Here is a 14,502-nt window from a genome sequence, read left to right on the forward strand (position 1 = left end):
AGACGGAGCGAAGGCTCAGGCGACAGGGGGGGAACGGCCGGAGGACTCCCGCGGGGGAGGATGAGGAGGGACGGCTTGGACGGCGAAAGCGGGCGAGACGCTCCAGCCCGCGGCTGGGGCCGGCTCCGGGCTCGGTTGGTAGAGGAAGGCTGGCTGGGAGGCAGGCGCGGCGAAGGATATCCCGGAAGCGACGCCGGCCTCCTCGAGGTGCGCGCCCGTGCAGCACTTGGGCTGGCTGCCGCGATGGCAGTGGCAGGGAGGCCGGGCCTGATCCTCGCACTGGGACTGGGGCATGAGGCAGATGTTCTGCCCGGTCCAGAGGAGCGCGGCGGCCAGGACGAATCGCAAGGCCCGCTTCGTCATATCCCCAGTATATGCGGCTCACGGTTTATTGTCAATGTCGGCCGTCATGCCGGCATCCTGGGAGGATTGTAATAGGAGCAGGTCAAATGAAGGTCCCTAGGACCTCAGTCTTACTTGACGGGGGTGGCCTTGGCCCCGCGCTGCGACTGGGTGAAGAAGAGCCAGGGCGCGGCCAGGCGGATGGCGGCCAGCACGGTCGTGGCGCCCGCCGCGATCAGCAGAGACATGGCGATGGGGATGCCGGTCAGCACGAAGCCGTAGACATAGGTGGCGATGATGGCCGCCACGATGCTGAGCAGCGACTGGGCGGCCAGGATCTTGTTGACGTCCTTGCCCTCGTGGCCGCCCAAGGTCTTCTGGTAGAAGCTGGAGATGGTGATGCCCGCGAAGCCCGTGAGCAAGGACTGCAGCAGGTAGAGCCCCAGCACGGCCCACATGGAGGGCGCGGCGATCATCAGCCAGAACAGCGGCGCTTCCAGGGCCGCCATCGCGTAGAAGGGGATGGTCAGAGACTCCTCGGTCTTGAAGCCCAGCTTGATGAAGAACCGGCGCAGGGGGTTGATGGTCACGCTGGCCACCATGCTGCCGACGCTTGCGCCCGCGGTCATGAGCGCGAAATAGCCCATGGGCGTGCCGGTCAGGGCCTTGAGGAACCAGCCCAGCACCGGGACCTGCAGCAAAGAGCCCAGGCCTCCGGGGTTGGCCTTGATCACGCCCTCCACGAACTCGGGCAGCACGTTGAAGATGAGCGGGTCCGAGAACAGGGCCGTGATGAGGGCCAGGCCGCAGCAGGTGCGCAGGAGCCGGTTCTTGTACACCAGGCCCAGGCCGTCCTTGAAGGAGACCCACAGGTCCTTCAAGGTCCCCTTGAGGCTGGCTTTCTGCGCCGGCTGGCCGCCTGCGGCGGCCTCGGCGGCCTTGCCGTTGATGATGCCCAAGGTGGCGAAGATCAGCCCGGCCGCGCCGCAGACCAAGGCGTAGATGCCGTAGATGAGGGCTCCGCCGGGGTTGGCCTTGCCGAAGAGGCTGCTGACCGCGGAGACCTGGCCGGCCAGGACCGGGCCGATGATGGACATGGCCGCGGAGATGAAGAACAGGATGGAGTTGGCCTTGGTGCGCTCCGCCTGCGTGACGGCCTGGTCGCCCACGAGCTTGGCCATGGACGCGGCCTCGGTGGTGCAGGAGAGGCCCTGGAAGAAGGACTGGGCCGCGACCAGGCCGAAGAAGATGAAGAAGGCCGTGTGCAAGGACAGCACGCCCGAGGCGAAGAACAAGGTGGGCACGAGGGCCAGCACGCCGAAGCGCACGAAGTAGGAGCGGACCAGCCACTTCTTGGGTCCCTCCGCGCCGTGGCGGGTGAAGAGCGGGACCGTGGCGTAGCTCAGGCCCTGCGCCACCCAATGCGCGATGCGCGCCAGGCTGCGGTTCTCGCGCACCAGGGCCTTGACCGCCTCCCCGTCGGCCAGGCGGGGGTCGCCGGACTCGCGCAGGGAGTTCTTGGTCAGGGCCGAGATGTAGTAAGGCAGGCCGACCACGTACATCCGGAAGCCGAAGAGGAAGGTGATGTAGCCGACCACGTAGCGCCAGAAGGTCTTGTTGCGCTCCGGGTCCTGGAAGACCTGTGTGAACTTGCCCCGGGCGGGGACCTCGGCTCGGGCGGCCGGGGCTTTCTGCTCGGGCGCGCGCAAGGACGCGGAGAGCGGGGCCGGGGCCGCCGCGGCCGCGTCTGCGACGAAGGTCGAGGAGGCTGCGCGCTTCTCGCCGGTGAGGACGCTGAACTGGGTCTCAGCCGCGCCCTTGGAGGAGTCGGCCGGGGCCCGGCCCAGGTCCCGCACGGCATCGGCGGAGGCCTGCACCGCGGGTGCCACCTTCTCCTGGGTCAAGGACCGGACGGCTTCGGAGACCGCGACGGAGGGCTGCGCAGCGGGAGCGGCCAGAGGCGCGGCCGTGAGCGATACGGCCGGCGAGACGAGGATCTTGACGGTCGGGACAACCGAGGGCGGGAGGGTGGAAAGGCTCTGCAATGAGGCGGCCTGCAAGGTGAAGCCGCCGGGGCCGGCCTGGGACTTGAGCAAAGACGCTCCGACCTGCGTGGAGGCCGCTCCAGGCAAAGCGCCGGCCTGCATCTGGACGGTCTGCACAGCCGCGAGCGCGGACTGCACGCTGATCAGATATGCCAGGAGGCCGGCGAGCGCCTTCCCGGCGCAGCGGGGCAAGGTCTTCATCTCGATAGTGATTATAACCGCCTAATGGCATGCCGCGGAAAGGCCCATTGGTGCAGTATGGGGAGGTATTGGGCCTAGGGGAGGCTGGGCCTTTGGACTGCGAAGAAGGTCGTGGGAATCTCTAGGGGCAGGTGCGCGGGTCGCTTGGTTCGACCCGCCTCCGCGGCCCGCGCCAATCCCGGGGACCGGTCTGCTGGCTGCCTGCTGCAGGATGGCGACCCCGGAAGATAAAAATGCTTATTCCGGATGCATTATTTGCGATTATACTTTCAGCGCTGGAAGCGATTATATCGTTGAGCGCATAAATGAACGCGCGGCGCGTCGAGCCGCGCGCAACCGCCGGCCGCAGGCCGGCGGCAGGACCGCTGAGTCCAGCCTCTTCCTCATCAAAGAAAGGCCCGGATGGGTGAGCCATCCGGGCCTGGGGGCGTAAGACCGGCTAGAACTGCTTCTTCTTGATCGCGTCCAGGTGGGCTTGGAAGTACTCGACGGCCTTGTTGGGGTCGATCACTCCGCCGGAGGAGCGCAGATAGGGGTTGCCGTTGGCCACCGGGTCGGAGGATGCCTGCAGGATCTTCTTGACCTGGTCCGGGGTCAGCTGCACGCCGCTCTCCTTGGCTTTCTGCAGCAGCAGCGCCGTGACGGCCGTCGCGTGCGGCGTGGCCATGGAGGTGCCGCTCATCTGCTCGGCGAGCTGCTCGTTGGTCTTGCCGGCGTAGCCCTTGCCGTCGAAGGCGGCGGCGTTGATCGCCACTCCGTAGGCGAAGACGTCGGGCTTGGGGTCGGTCTTGCCGGTGCCCGTGTTGATCACGTCCTGGCTCGATGAGAAGTCCGCGATCTGGTTGAAGTAATCCACGGCCCCGACCGTGATGGCTTCGGGGGCGAAGCCAGGCTTGCGGGCGGTCTCCGCGCCCTCGTTGCCGGCGGCCACCACCACGACTACGCCCTGCTCGGAGAGCTTCTTGACCCAGGAGCTGAGCTGGTCGAGGTTGCGGGGGTCGAGCACCTTGGTGTTCGACTCGGGGATGCCCAGGCTCATGCTCACGATGTCGATGCGGTCGCCCTTGAGCTTGCCCTCGGCCACGGCCTGGTTGTGGTCATAGACGCTCTTGAGGCCGTCGGCGATGGCCTGGGTGGTCATCATCTCGTCGCGGCGCAGCTCCTTGGGGATGCGCTCCAGGGCCGGCTTCTCCTCGTCGAGCACCTTGATGTTGATGATCTTGACCTTGGGGGCGTAGGCCAGCACGGTGGAGGCCACGTGCGTGCCGTGCTCGCCCGTGTAGTTGGGCTTGCCGAAGGTGGCCTTGTCCTTGGGATCGACGTACTTGTCCTGCGTGATGACGCTGCCGTCCAGACCGTCGGTGACCTGCCCCTTGAGGTAGGGGTGGTCCTTGTCCATGCCCACGTCCAGGATGGCCACGGTGACCCCTTTGCCGTCGAGCTTCTGCCGCCAGAGCTTGTCCACGCGCTGCTGCCAGAGGCTCTGGCCCATGGGGTAGGATGTGAAGAGCGTGCGCCACTGCTGCTGGCTGAGCTCCTTCTCCGGTATGGCCTTGACCAGCTGCACCAAGGTGGAGGGCACCAGCGGCCGCCCGTCCGCGCCGATCTGCAGGGTCGTCATCTCGCCGTCGACCTGCTTGACGAACTCCGGGATGGATCTCGGGCAGCCCTGGCCCTTGCAGTTCTGCATGGCGGCCATGGCCGCGCGCAGAGCGTCCTGCTTATCCTTGAGCACCGCGCGCAAAGACCTGCCCTGCTTGCCCAGGCCCGCGTAATCCGTGTCGCCCGCGACGTCCTTGGCCATGATCTCGTCGACGCGGGACTTGTAGCCGGCCAGCAGCGCGGGATTGGCCAGGTAGAGGGGGTCGTCCTGGCGCGCGGCGTAGTCGCGCAGGGCCACGAGCAGGGCGCCCAGCTTCTTGTTCGTGATCTTCGCCACGGTCGCGGCCGGGGTGCGGTCCAGCAGCTCCAGGAGGGCGACTCCGATCTTGGTGGGGTTCTGGCCGTCCTTCTTCGGCCCCGAGCCCAGCAGCTGCTTGATGAGGTCCTCCATCGAGGGTTCGCTGCTCGCGGGCGCCGTGACCTTGAGGGGGAAGCGGTAGAGCTCCACGAAGGCTTCGCCGCCGTTGAGGTCCTCGGGATTCTGGAAGTAGAGGCCCGGGGGCAGGCCGTAGTCCTGGAGGGACATGATCCGCTTGGCCGACAGCTCGGCCGCGGCCTTGTCCTGCTCGCTGGGGGCCGGGGTCGCCGGCTTGAGCTGGGCGGCGGCTGGGACCGCCTGGAGATTGAGAGCGAGCAGGCTCGCGGCGAGCCCCAGGCTCAACAGCGTCTTGAACTTCCTCATATGGCCCCCTATCCTCGTCATGGTATCGATAGGGTATAGGCAATCGGGGCACCCGTCAAGGTTTATGGGACCTATGCACGCAATAGGACCAAAGGCCTAGGCTCTTTCCTGGCGTCGTCCGCGAGAATGTGGTAATCTAGCAGACCGGATGCCCAAAACCATCCTCATCATCGACGACGACCAGACCTTGGTGGCTCCCCTGAAGGAAGGGTTGGAGGCCATGGGCTATCGGGTGGCGGCCGCTTTCGACGGCCTGCAGGGCATCCACCTGGCGGCGCAGGCCAAGCCGGACCTCGTCATCCTGGATTTCTACATGCCCGGAGGCGGGGGCGCCACGGTCTACGAGCGCCTGCGCCTGGAAAGGGCGACGGCTCAGACGCCCATCGTGTTCTCGACTGTCGTGTCGATGGAGGAGATCAAGGGCCGCATCCAGCCCAGCGCCCACACCTATTTCCTGCGCAAGCCCGTGGGCCTGGGCCAGCTCGCGGCGCTGATACGCTCGGTCCTGGGCGAGCCGCAGCCGGCGGCTGCGGTCGCGGACCCCTCCGCTTTGGAGAGGCTGTCGCCTCCTCTCCAGAAAGCGACTCCATCCGGCACTCGGGTGCATGAGCTCACCGTGCGCGTGACTTACGCGGACACGGACCGCATGGGCGTGGTCTACTACGCCAACTACCTGAGGTTCTTCGAGCAGGGCCGCACGGAGCTCCTGCGCAGTCTGGGCTCGCGCTACCGCGACCTGGAGCTGCAGCGCAAGCTCTATCTGCCCGTGGCCGAGGCCTCGTGCCGGTACGAAGGGCCCGCGCGCTACGACGACCTGCTTCTGGTGCGGACCTGGGTCTCGGCGTTGGGCAAGGCCAGCCTGAGCTTCGCCTATGAGGTGTGCGACGCGGAGCGCCCGGAGCGCCGCCTGGCAGCGGGCCGCACCCGCCACGCCTTGGTCAACGAGCTTTGGAAGCCCGCCCGGCTGCCGGACGATCTGCGCGCCGCGCTGTCGGCTTTTTTGGCGCCGGATTAAGTGTAAGGGACGGCGACGCAGGCCCGCGCGTCGTGCCCGCGCAGACGGGCTTCGCTGGCGTACCACTCCCACACGACCTGCAGCAGGGCCTTGATGATGCAGGCGGCAGGCACCGCGAAGACCAGACCCAGGAAGCCGAAGAGCTCGCCTCCGATCATCATGGAGAGCAGGTAGATCAGCGGGTGCAGGTGCACGGAGTACCTGGCGATGAAGGGCTGCAGCAGCGCCTCGTCGGCCAGCCGGATGCCGGCGAAGAGGGCGACCACCTTCAGGCAGGCCTCAAAAGTCCCGAACTGGACGGCGCCCGCGATGCCTCCGACCAGAGCCCCCACGACGGCGCCCAGATAGGGCACGAAGCTGGAAACCCCGGCGAGGATGGCGATGGAGAGCGCCGCGTCGATCCCGAGCGCCAGCAGGCCCAGGTAAGAGGCCGCGCCGATGGCCGAGGCCACGATGAGGATTCCGCGCAGGTAATGGCCCAAAGAGGCGTCTATCGCGCTGAGCAGATGGAGGGCCTGCTCCACGTAGCGGCTCGGGGCCGCTTGGATCAAAGCCGAGATGATGAGCGGCCCGTCCAGGAGGAGGAAGAAGGTGATGAACGGCACCAGGAAGAACAGGGAGAGCAGCGGGAACAGGCTCAGGATATAGGAAGGGGCGAGCTGGAGCTGTCCCATGACCGAGGCGTAGGCCTGGCCGGCGAGCTGCCCGACGGGCAGGCCGCTGTGCGGCAGGCGCTTGGCGGCATGGGACTGGAGGCCGGCCGCGTACTTCTGCACTTTGGCGAGGAAGGCCGGGGCGTCGACCTGCAGGCGGGAGGTCTCCGCGATCACCACCGGGATGAGGATCTGCGCCAGGAGGTAGAGCAGGAAAGCGCCCAGGAGGTAGAAGGCCAGCACGATATGGAACCGCCGCAGTCCCCGCGTCTCGGCCGCGTCGATGAGCGGGTTGATCACGTAGGCCACGGCGAAGCTCAGCACGAAAGGCAGCAGGGCCTGGCGCACGATATAGGCGCAATAGAGGCCGCTGGCGCAGACCAAGACGGCGGGCAGCAGCGGGGTGGAGCGGCGCTCGCTCATGAGACGGGCGGGGACCCGGCCGCCGAGGAGGCGCGGCGCAGGCGCGCCGACAGCAGCTGGGCGAGATGCGTCATGATCTGCACGCCGATGCGGGGGTGGTAGTTGAGGAGGGACTCCAGCTTGGAGCGATAGAGCAGGAAGATCTGCGATCGCTCCAGGGCCGTGGCCGTGGCCATGCGCGGCAGCTGCTCCAGCAGCGCCATCTCGCCGAAGAATTCCCCGGGCTGGATGGTGTAGATCTTCTGGGGCTTGCCGTCCGGGCCCGCCTTGGTGAGCTCGACCTGGCCCGACTCCAGGATGAAGAGGGCCCGGCCGATGTCTCCCTCCACGAAAAGGACCTCGCCCTCATGATAGGTCCGGCTGTGCAGGCTCTGGACGAGATGCCCCAGTTCCCCGAAGCGCAGGTCCCTGAAGAGGTCCAGGGACCTGAGGAAGGCCCGCTTGCGCGAGGTCGCGGGGTCGCGGAATATCCGCTTGAAAAGGCGGCTCAGCGGCATGGGGCTAGGAGCTCTTGCCCAGATACCGGCTGGCGAGGTTGAGGACCGTGCCGAAGAGATGCATCCAGCCGGAGCGGACGGCCTCGCCGAAGGACTCGACCTGCTGGTCCACCCGGTAGGTCAGGACCTCCACGGCCTGGGCCGCTTTCTTGACCTGCAGCAGGGTGGCGATCAGGACGACAATGAGGATGCTCAGTTCCAAGGTGATGACGGCGAGGCAGACGGCGATGAGGGTTTCCATAGATGCAACGAATATAACTAATAGCGTCCGGCATCGTCAATGTCCCGGAGCCAATATGCTACCATCACGCGGATGACGCGGTTCAAGCGCGCCCTGCTGTTGCGCCCGGCGGTCCTGCTGGGCGTCTTCGTCGCGGACCGGCTGACCAAGCTGTGGGCCATGGAACGGCTCGCGCCGCTGCCCGGCCTGCCGCTGCTGCCTTTCTTCCATCTGACCTATGTGGAGAACACGGGCGCGGCCTTCGGCATCGGCCGCAGCCGCAACGGGTTCTTCGTGGCCCTGACGCTGGCGCTGCTGGGCCTGCTCTGCTTCATGCGCCGCCGCTGGCCGCGCGAGGACCGCTGGCTGGAGAGCGGGTTCCTGCTCGTGGCCGCAGGCGCTCTGGGCAACCTCTACGACCGCCTGGCCTACGGGTTCGTGGTGGACTTCCTGGATTTCCGCGTCTGGCCGGTCTTCAACGTCGCGGACTCCTGCGTGACCGTGGGGGCCTGCTGCCTGGCCTGGGGCCTATCCCGCCTGGAAAAGGAGAAGCCCGGGCGCTCTTGAGGCCCCGGGCTTCCTCTGGCGTCAAGAAAGGCTTCAGCTCATCTTGTGGATGAAGTAGCCCGCGCCGAAGCCGACCATGGCGAAGGTCATCATCCCGATCGGCCCGCCGAAGCAGAACCCGATCAGCGCGGCCCAGATCGCCATCTTGCCGCCCGCGATGGTGTCGTTCCACTTGTTGGGGTCCGCCTTCTCCTCCGCCTTGACCGGGGTCTCGCCGTGCGGGACGACGCCGGCGGCGGTCACGTTGGCTTTGGCCGTGTTGTCGGTGTTGATGTTCGCCCCGGCGGAGGCGCCGGTGGTCGCCGTCTTCTTCTCACCCGGCTTCGGCTTCTTTTCCGGCACCACGGGAGCGGTGGAATCCTGGCACGGGGACCCGTCCAAGAGATGCCCGTTGTTGCAGGCCTTTTGGATATCGGTGACAGTCTGTCCTGGCTTCAGGGCGACGCTCCTCTTAGCCAAGTTCCTGTAGCCATCGAGATACGCGTGCCATTGGGCGGCGTTCTCCGGCGAGTACTCGCCCCACTGCTTCAAGTGTTCTTTATAAGCGATCTCTACGGATCTGTCGTGCGACATGATCGCGTAGAGCGCCGCATCGTCGCTGGGCAGGCCCGGCGCAGCTTCCGCCGCAGCAGCCCACAAAGGACAAGCCAGGACGGCAAGGCAGGCCAAGGCCAGGGTATTCTTCATATGAACCTCGGGATAGAGAATCGCGTCATCAGTAGCATAACTCCAAAAGCCGGAATATTCAAGCCCGACCGGTCGGCATAGGATGGGGCCCGCGGCCGCCCCGGCGCAGTGCCTTTAGGCCTAGCCGAGCCTGGGTCCTAAGACCCAGAGCGGTCGAGCCGGCCGACGAGCTCCACGTGCGAGGTCTGGGGGAAGAGGTCGACGGGCTGGACCTGGGCGAGAGAGAACCCGGAGCGGCTGAGATAGCCGGCGTCGCGGGCGAAGGTCGCCGGGTCGCAGGAGACATAGACCACGCGCCGGACCGAGGGGCGGGTCAGGAAGCGCAGCACCGGCACGGTCAGGCCGGCGCGGGGCGGGTCCACGACTACGGCCAAGGGGCCGCTGCCCAGACCTTCCTTGAGGAGCCTGGGCAGGACCGACTCGGCCCGGCCTCCCGTGAAGCGCACGTTGCGCACCCCGTTGCGCTCCGCGGACTTCCAGGCGTCGCGCACGGCGTCGCGGTTCTCCTCCACCCCGATGACGCGCGCGGCCGAGGGCGCCAGCCACAGGGAGAGCGTCCCGACCCCGCAGTAGAGGTCCAGGACCTGGCCGAAGGCTTGCCCGCCCTGGCAGAGGGCGGACTTCGCGGCCTCATAGAGGAGCTCGGCCGCCTCGGTGTTCACTTGCAGGAATGCGCCCGGGGAGACCAGGAAGGAGAGCCGCCCCAGCTTCTCCTCCATGCCCCGGGCCCCCCAGAGGCAGCGCCACTGCGGCCCGAGGATGACCGAGGTCTTGAGCGGCTGGACGTTGTGGTGGATGCCGAGGATGTCGGGGAAGTCCGCGCGCAGGCGCGAGACGAAGGCCTCGACGGCCGGCAGGTGCGGGCCGTGGGAGACCACGGTCACCAGCGCCTTGCCCTGGCTGTTGGTGCGCACGAAGAGATGGCGCAGCGCGCCTCGTCCGGAGCGCTCGTCATAGGCGCGCCAGCCCAGTTCCTGCGCCAGAGCCTTGGCTTTCAGGACGATGCGCACGGAGAGCTCGGGCTGCACCGGGCAGGCGGGCAGGTCCACGATCTGGTGGGAGCCCGCGGCGTAGAAGCCGGCGATGAGCCCCTTGCCGCCCGGGCCCTCCCCGAATGGGACCATGACCTTGTTGCGGTAGGCCCAGGGCTTGGGCGAGGGCAAGGTGGGGAGGATGGCGACGCCCTTGAGCTTGCCGATGCGCTCGACGCAGTCGCCCACCAGCGCGGCCTTGTGGCGCAGCTGGGCCTGGTAGTCCAGGTGCTGCCAGTCGCAGCCGCCGCAGGCCGGGCCGGGACGGCCCGGCCCGGCGTGCAGAGGGCAGGGCGGTTCGATGCGCTCGGGCCCCGGCTCCAGGAGCCGGAGGATGCGGGCGCGGGCGAAGGAGGACTTGGCCTCCAGGACCTCGACTTCCAGGAGGTCGCCCGGCGCTCCGCCGGGGACGAATATGACGCGCGGGGAGCCTTCGGCCTTGGCCACGGCCTGGCCCTCCTGGGCCATGCGCAGCACGCGGACCGTCAGTCTCTCAGCCATGTCGTATCCGTTCTCCTGCCGGGAATTTTATCAATTTAGTAGACTAATAAAGATGAGAGGCTTGGCTCTCTTGCTGCCGGCCGCCCTTCTGGCCGCGTGCGTCGCCGTGCCCGGCGGGGTGGACGAAGACCACTTGGCGCGCTCGCAGATCCTCACTACGGAGGTGTTCCCGGACCTGGATCCCGGCGTCAATGAACAGCAGACCCAACATTGCCTGGTGCGCGCCTACGGCAACGGCAAGGCCATGCAGGCCGCCGATATCGCGGAGACGGTGTACCAGCGCATCATGGTGGACACCGGCCTGTCCTCCTTCGTGCCCTTGAGCGGCCGCTACAAGATCGTGATCTACGCCAGCGCCGACGAGTACCATAAGAAGACCGGCCAGCCCGGCTGGTCGAGCGGCGTCACCATGGGCAGCGCCGTCTATTCCTACGAAGGCGGGCACCTCGACGGGCTGCTCTCGCACGAGCTGGCGCGTCTGGTCTTCTATGACTACATGGGCCGCAACAACCTCGACCACCACTGGGTCAGCGAGGGCCTGGCGTCCTACGAGGAGAGCAAGGCCGGCCAGTCCGCCTCGGGCGGCGTGGCCCCGCCCATGCCGGCCTGGCCCCAAGGCTGGCAGGCTCTGCCCATCGACTCCATCATCCACATGGTGCCGGCCTCGGACCGGGACCGCACGCTGAGCGCCTGGCATCGGCAGGCCGAGAGCCTGGTGCGCTTCATGCTCGAGCGCGGCGGGCGCATCGGCTTCGGCCAATTCCTGGGCGCTCTGCGCCAGGACGCCGCCTTCGACAAGGCCGTGGCCGACGCCTTCCCCGGGACCTGGCGGGACCTGCCGGACCTCTACGCGGCCTGGTTCAAGGCCCAGCAGTGATCCGATGAGCGACCTCGAAACGGGCGCCGCTCCTGCGGCGAGCCTCGGCAAGCCGCGCACGGTGGTCCTGCCTGTGCGCGGCATGCACTGCGCTTCCTGCGTGGCGAAGGTGGAATCAGCCATGGGGGGCCTCTCCGGCGTGCAATCCGTGAACGTAGACCTGCCCTCCCGCACGGTCGCCATCACCTATTCCCCGGTCCCCGGCCGCTTCGGCGTGCGGGAGCTGCGCCGCGCCATCGAGAGCGCCGGCTACGACGTCTTGGGGGAATCCGAGTCCCGGGCCCAGGCCGAGCAGCTGAGCCTGCTGGCCCAGCAGAGCGAGCAGCGCGTGCTCATGACGCGCCTGCAGTGGAGCATGCTCTTCGCCGTGCCCCTGTTCTTCTCGGACTGGCTCAACCTCTCTCCTTACACGCAGTTCCTTCTCGCCATACCGCTGCAGGTCTGGGGCGGCTGGCATTTCCACGAGGGGCTGGTGCGCAGCCTGCGGCGGCGCAGCGCGGACATGAACACCTTGGTGTCCTTGAGCACCTGGGCGGCCTTCCTGCTCAGCGCCTATGTGACCATGTTCCCGGAAAGTCTGCCGCCGGCGGCGCGCCACCCGCAATGGGACGCGGTCGCGGGCTTGGTCACGATGATCACCTTGGGCCGCTGGCTCGAGGCCAAGACGCGGGGCAAGACCAACGAGGCCGTGGCCAAGCTCATGCGCATCGCGCCCAAGACCGCCCGGGTCCTGCGCGCCGGCCAGGCCGAGACCGTGCCCATCTCCGAGGTGGAGGTGGGGGAGACCATCCAGGTGCGTCCCGGGGAGCAGGTCGGGCTCGACGGCACGGTCCTTTCCGGAGCCTCGACGGTGGACGAGTCGCTCTTGACCGGAGAGAGCCTGCCGGTCGAGAAGTCCCCGGGCTCGCGCGTCTGGGGCGGCTCCATCAACAAGACCGGGTCCATGGAGGTCCGCGTGGCCAAGCCGGGCTCGGAGTCGGCCCTGGCCCGCATCGTGGAGGCGGTCCGCGTCAGCCAAGCCACCAAGCCCCGCATCCAGCGCTTCGTGGACCGCGTGGCGGGCTGGTTCGTGCCGGGCGTGATGCTGGCGGCCGTGGCCTGCGCCGTGCTCTGGGCGCTCTACGGCCCGGAGCCCAAGGTCGTCTTCGCTCTGACCTCCATGGTCTCGGTGCTCGCGGTCGCCTGCCCCTGCGCGCTGGGACTCGCGACACCGCTGGCCATCGTGGCCGGCGTGGGCCGCGCCGCGGAGATGGGCGTCTTCATCCGCAACGCGGACGTGCTGGAGGCGGTGGGGCGCCTGGACGTGGTCCTCTTCGACAAGACCGGGACTTTGACCGAGGGCCGCCCGCGCGTGATGGAGACGGTCATCGTCGAGGGCGGGCGCGACGAGATGCTCTCCTACGCCTTCGCCGCGGAGCAGCGCTCGGAGCATCCGTTCGCGGCCGCGGTGGTGGCCTACGCGAAGGGCCTGGGCGTGGCCGCAGCGAAGGTCGATTCCTTCGAGGCTTTCCCGGGCCGCGGGGTGCTGGTCACCAGCGGCGGCCGCACGGTGCGCGTGGGGAGCCTGGGCTGGCTCAAGGAGAACGGCTCTCCGGTCCCGCCCGGACCTGCCCGCCGGTTCCAGGAGGAGGCGGGCTCGGTCCTGGGAGTGGCCCTGGATGGCCGCTTCTTGGGAGCCTTCGTGTTGGCCGACACGGTGCGGCCTTCGGCCAAGGCCGCGGTGAGCGCGCTCAAGGGCATGGGCCTGGCCGTCTACCTGGTCTCCGGGGACCGCAACGCGGCCTCCTACCGGGTGGCAGAGGCGGTGGGCATCAAGACCGTGTTCTCCGAGGTCCTGCCCGAGGAGAAGGTCAAGACCGTGGCGCGGCTCAAGACGGAAGGCAAGCGGGTGGCCATGGTGGGCGAGGGGTTCAACGACGCTCCGGCCTTGAGCGAGGCGGACATCGGCATCTCCCTGGCCTCGGGCACGGACATCGCCACCGAGGCCGCGGACATCACGCTCATCAACCCGGACCTGGAGACCATCGCCCTGGCCATCCGCCTGAGCCAGAAGATCCGCAAGGTCATCTGGGAGAACCTGGTCCTGTCCTTCGCCTACAACCTGCTGCTCATCCCGGTGGCGGCCGGGGTGCTCTACAAGCCGTTCGGGGTGATGCTCAAGCCCCAATACGCGGGCGCGGCCATGGCGCTCTCGTCGATCTCGGTGGCCTTGAATTCTTTGCGTTTGCGGAGGAAGAAGATATGAAGAAGAAGCTCATCTATGGTTATCAGCCGGAGCTGGCTTTGGCCGGAGCGGACTCGCCTCTGCCTCCCATCGAGACCTGGCCGAACCAGAACCGGGGCTACGAGATCCGCATCGAGCATCCGGAATTCACCTCGGTCTGCCCCAAGACCAAGCTGCCGGACTTCGGGACCTTGTGGCTGAGCTACGAGCCGGCGCGCCTGTGCATCGAACTGAAGTCCTTCAAGTATTACCTGCTGGGCTACCGCAGCATGGGCATCTTCTACGAGAACGCGGTCAACCGCATCCTCAAGGACATCGTCAAGGCCACCAAACCCGTCTGGGCGGAACTGGAAGGGTCTTTCACCACGCGCGGCGGCATGCGCTCGGTCATCGTGGCCCGCTACGGGACGCGGCGCATCGCGCATCGGCATTAAGAATCCGGGGACACAATACTTATCTCCGGAATTAAGTATTGTGCCTCTCGTAAGAACTCGGTGCCGAGGGTATCATGTGGCGCGTCGCGGCCCGGCTTGCTGAGCCCGTTGGGCTCGGCTCGTCTTGAAATCCCTTCTCGGGCCGCGCTGCTGCCCATGCCCGACCCGCCAGGTTGTGGATAGCCTGGATAACTTCCCATCTCGAATTGTAGGCCCGACTCGCCGGCGCCGCACCGCGCTTTTAGCGCGGGGCGCCTCATGCAAGCGCGACCGCGCCCTCCACGGCCAGCCCAGGTTCGATCCAGCACCTCAGCGCGCGTTTGAGGTTGCACGCCGTCGCCTTCAAGTAAACCGACAGCCGGACCCGCTTTCCTCCGCGCACACGCAGTCTCCCCAGCCCATGAGCCCGCTTGAGCTCCGAGTTCGTGGACTCGATGCCCG

At 67.5% G+C, this 14,502-nt stretch carries 14 protein-coding genes and 1 pseudogene; 6 read left to right on the forward strand and 9 right to left on the reverse strand.

What is annotated here, in order from left to right:
• Window positions 1-15: 15 nt before the first annotated feature.
• The 3 genes from NTY77_04205 to NTY77_04215 form a co-directional block, all read right to left on the reverse strand.
• Window positions 16-363 carry a hypothetical protein gene (locus NTY77_04205; GenBank protein ID MCX5794682.1) on the reverse strand — a complete coding sequence of 116 codons (348 nt, stop codon included), beginning with the start codon at window positions 361-363 and terminating at the stop codon, window positions 16-18.
• 110 nt (window positions 364-473) lie between these two features.
• Window positions 474-2,588 (reverse strand): hypothetical protein, encoded by a 2,115-nt coding sequence (locus NTY77_04210; protein MCX5794683.1) that lies wholly within the window; start codon window positions 2,586-2,588, stop codon window positions 474-476.
• A 439-nt stretch (window positions 2,589-3,027) separates the two neighbouring features.
• Window positions 3,028-4,932, reverse strand: coding sequence for a S8 family serine peptidase (locus NTY77_04215; GenBank protein ID MCX5794684.1), 1,905 nt, complete (start codon window positions 4,930-4,932; stop codon window positions 3,028-3,030).
• Window positions 4,933-5,080: 148 nt separating this feature from the next.
• Here NTY77_04215 and NTY77_04220 point away from each other — a divergent pair.
• Window positions 5,081-5,416: pseudogene (locus NTY77_04220) on the forward strand (response regulator).
• 117 nt (window positions 5,417-5,533) lie between these two features.
• A complete protein-coding gene (locus NTY77_04225; GenBank protein ID MCX5794685.1) occupies window positions 5,534-5,947 on the forward strand; it encodes a thioesterase family protein in 414 nt (137 codons plus the stop codon).
• Here the strand turns inward: NTY77_04225 and NTY77_04230 are convergent.
• Genes NTY77_04230 through NTY77_04240 form a run of 3 tightly spaced genes read right to left on the reverse strand, consistent with a single transcriptional unit; the run spans window position 5,944 to window position 7,761 of the window.
• Entirely contained in the window at window positions 5,944-7,023 is a 1,080-nt protein-coding gene (locus NTY77_04230; protein MCX5794686.1) for an AI-2E family transporter, read from the reverse strand. The two genes, NTY77_04225 and NTY77_04230, sit on opposite strands and share 4 nt — an antisense overlap.
• Window positions 7,020-7,520, reverse strand: a complete 501-nt coding sequence (locus NTY77_04235; protein MCX5794687.1) for a cyclic nucleotide-binding domain-containing protein — start codon at window positions 7,518-7,520, stop codon at window positions 7,020-7,022. The genes NTY77_04230 and NTY77_04235 overlap by 4 nt, the downstream gene beginning before the upstream one ends.
• Before the next feature lie 4 nt (window positions 7,521-7,524).
• Window positions 7,525-7,761: a hypothetical protein gene (locus NTY77_04240; protein MCX5794688.1), complete on the reverse strand. Its 237-nt coding sequence runs from the start codon at window positions 7,759-7,761 to the stop codon at window positions 7,525-7,527.
• Between the two features lie 72 nt (window positions 7,762-7,833).
• Here NTY77_04240 and lspA point away from each other — a divergent pair, with 72 nt between their 5' ends.
• The gene (lspA, locus tag NTY77_04245; protein MCX5794689.1) at window positions 7,834-8,307 is read left to right on the forward strand and encodes a signal peptidase II; all 474 of its coding nucleotides are present in this window, start codon (window positions 7,834-7,836) and stop codon (window positions 8,305-8,307) included.
• A 33-nt stretch (window positions 8,308-8,340) separates the two neighbouring features.
• On the opposite strand, the gene NTY77_04250 is transcribed toward lspA, so the two are convergent.
• Entirely contained in the window at window positions 8,341-8,994 is a 654-nt protein-coding gene (locus tag NTY77_04250) for a hypothetical protein (protein MCX5794690.1), read from the reverse strand.
• A 137-nt stretch (window positions 8,995-9,131) separates the two neighbouring features.
• The gene (gene rlmD, locus NTY77_04255) at window positions 9,132-10,526 is read right to left on the reverse strand and encodes a 23S rRNA (uracil(1939)-C(5))-methyltransferase RlmD (GenBank protein ID MCX5794691.1); all 1,395 of its coding nucleotides are present in this window, start codon (window positions 10,524-10,526) and stop codon (window positions 9,132-9,134) included.
• A gap of 52 nt (window positions 10,527-10,578) precedes the next feature.
• Between rlmD and NTY77_04260 the strand changes: the two genes are divergently transcribed.
• Genes NTY77_04260 through queF form a run of 3 tightly spaced genes read left to right on the forward strand, consistent with a single transcriptional unit; the run spans window position 10,579 to window position 14,061 of the window.
• Entirely contained in the window at window positions 10,579-11,403 is an 825-nt protein-coding gene (locus NTY77_04260) for a hypothetical protein (protein ID MCX5794692.1), read from the forward strand.
• 4 nt (window positions 11,404-11,407) lie between these two features.
• Entirely contained in the window at window positions 11,408-13,648 is a 2,241-nt protein-coding gene (locus tag NTY77_04265; protein ID MCX5794693.1) for a heavy metal translocating P-type ATPase, read from the forward strand.
• Window positions 13,645-14,061, forward strand: coding sequence for a preQ(1) synthase (gene queF, locus NTY77_04270; protein ID MCX5794694.1), 417 nt, complete (start codon window positions 13,645-13,647; stop codon window positions 14,059-14,061). The genes NTY77_04265 and queF overlap by 4 nt, the downstream gene beginning before the upstream one ends.
• A 256-nt stretch (window positions 14,062-14,317) precedes the next feature.
• Here the strand turns inward: queF and NTY77_04275 are convergent.
• The coding region (locus tag NTY77_04275) for a transposase (protein MCX5794695.1) at window positions 14,318-14,502 on the reverse strand (185 nt) is incomplete at its 5' end.

The sequence above is a fragment of the Elusimicrobiota bacterium genome (assembly GCA_026388095.1).
In the GTDB taxonomy this organism is placed as follows: Bacteria; Elusimicrobiota; Elusimicrobia; order UBA1565; family UBA9628; genus UBA9628.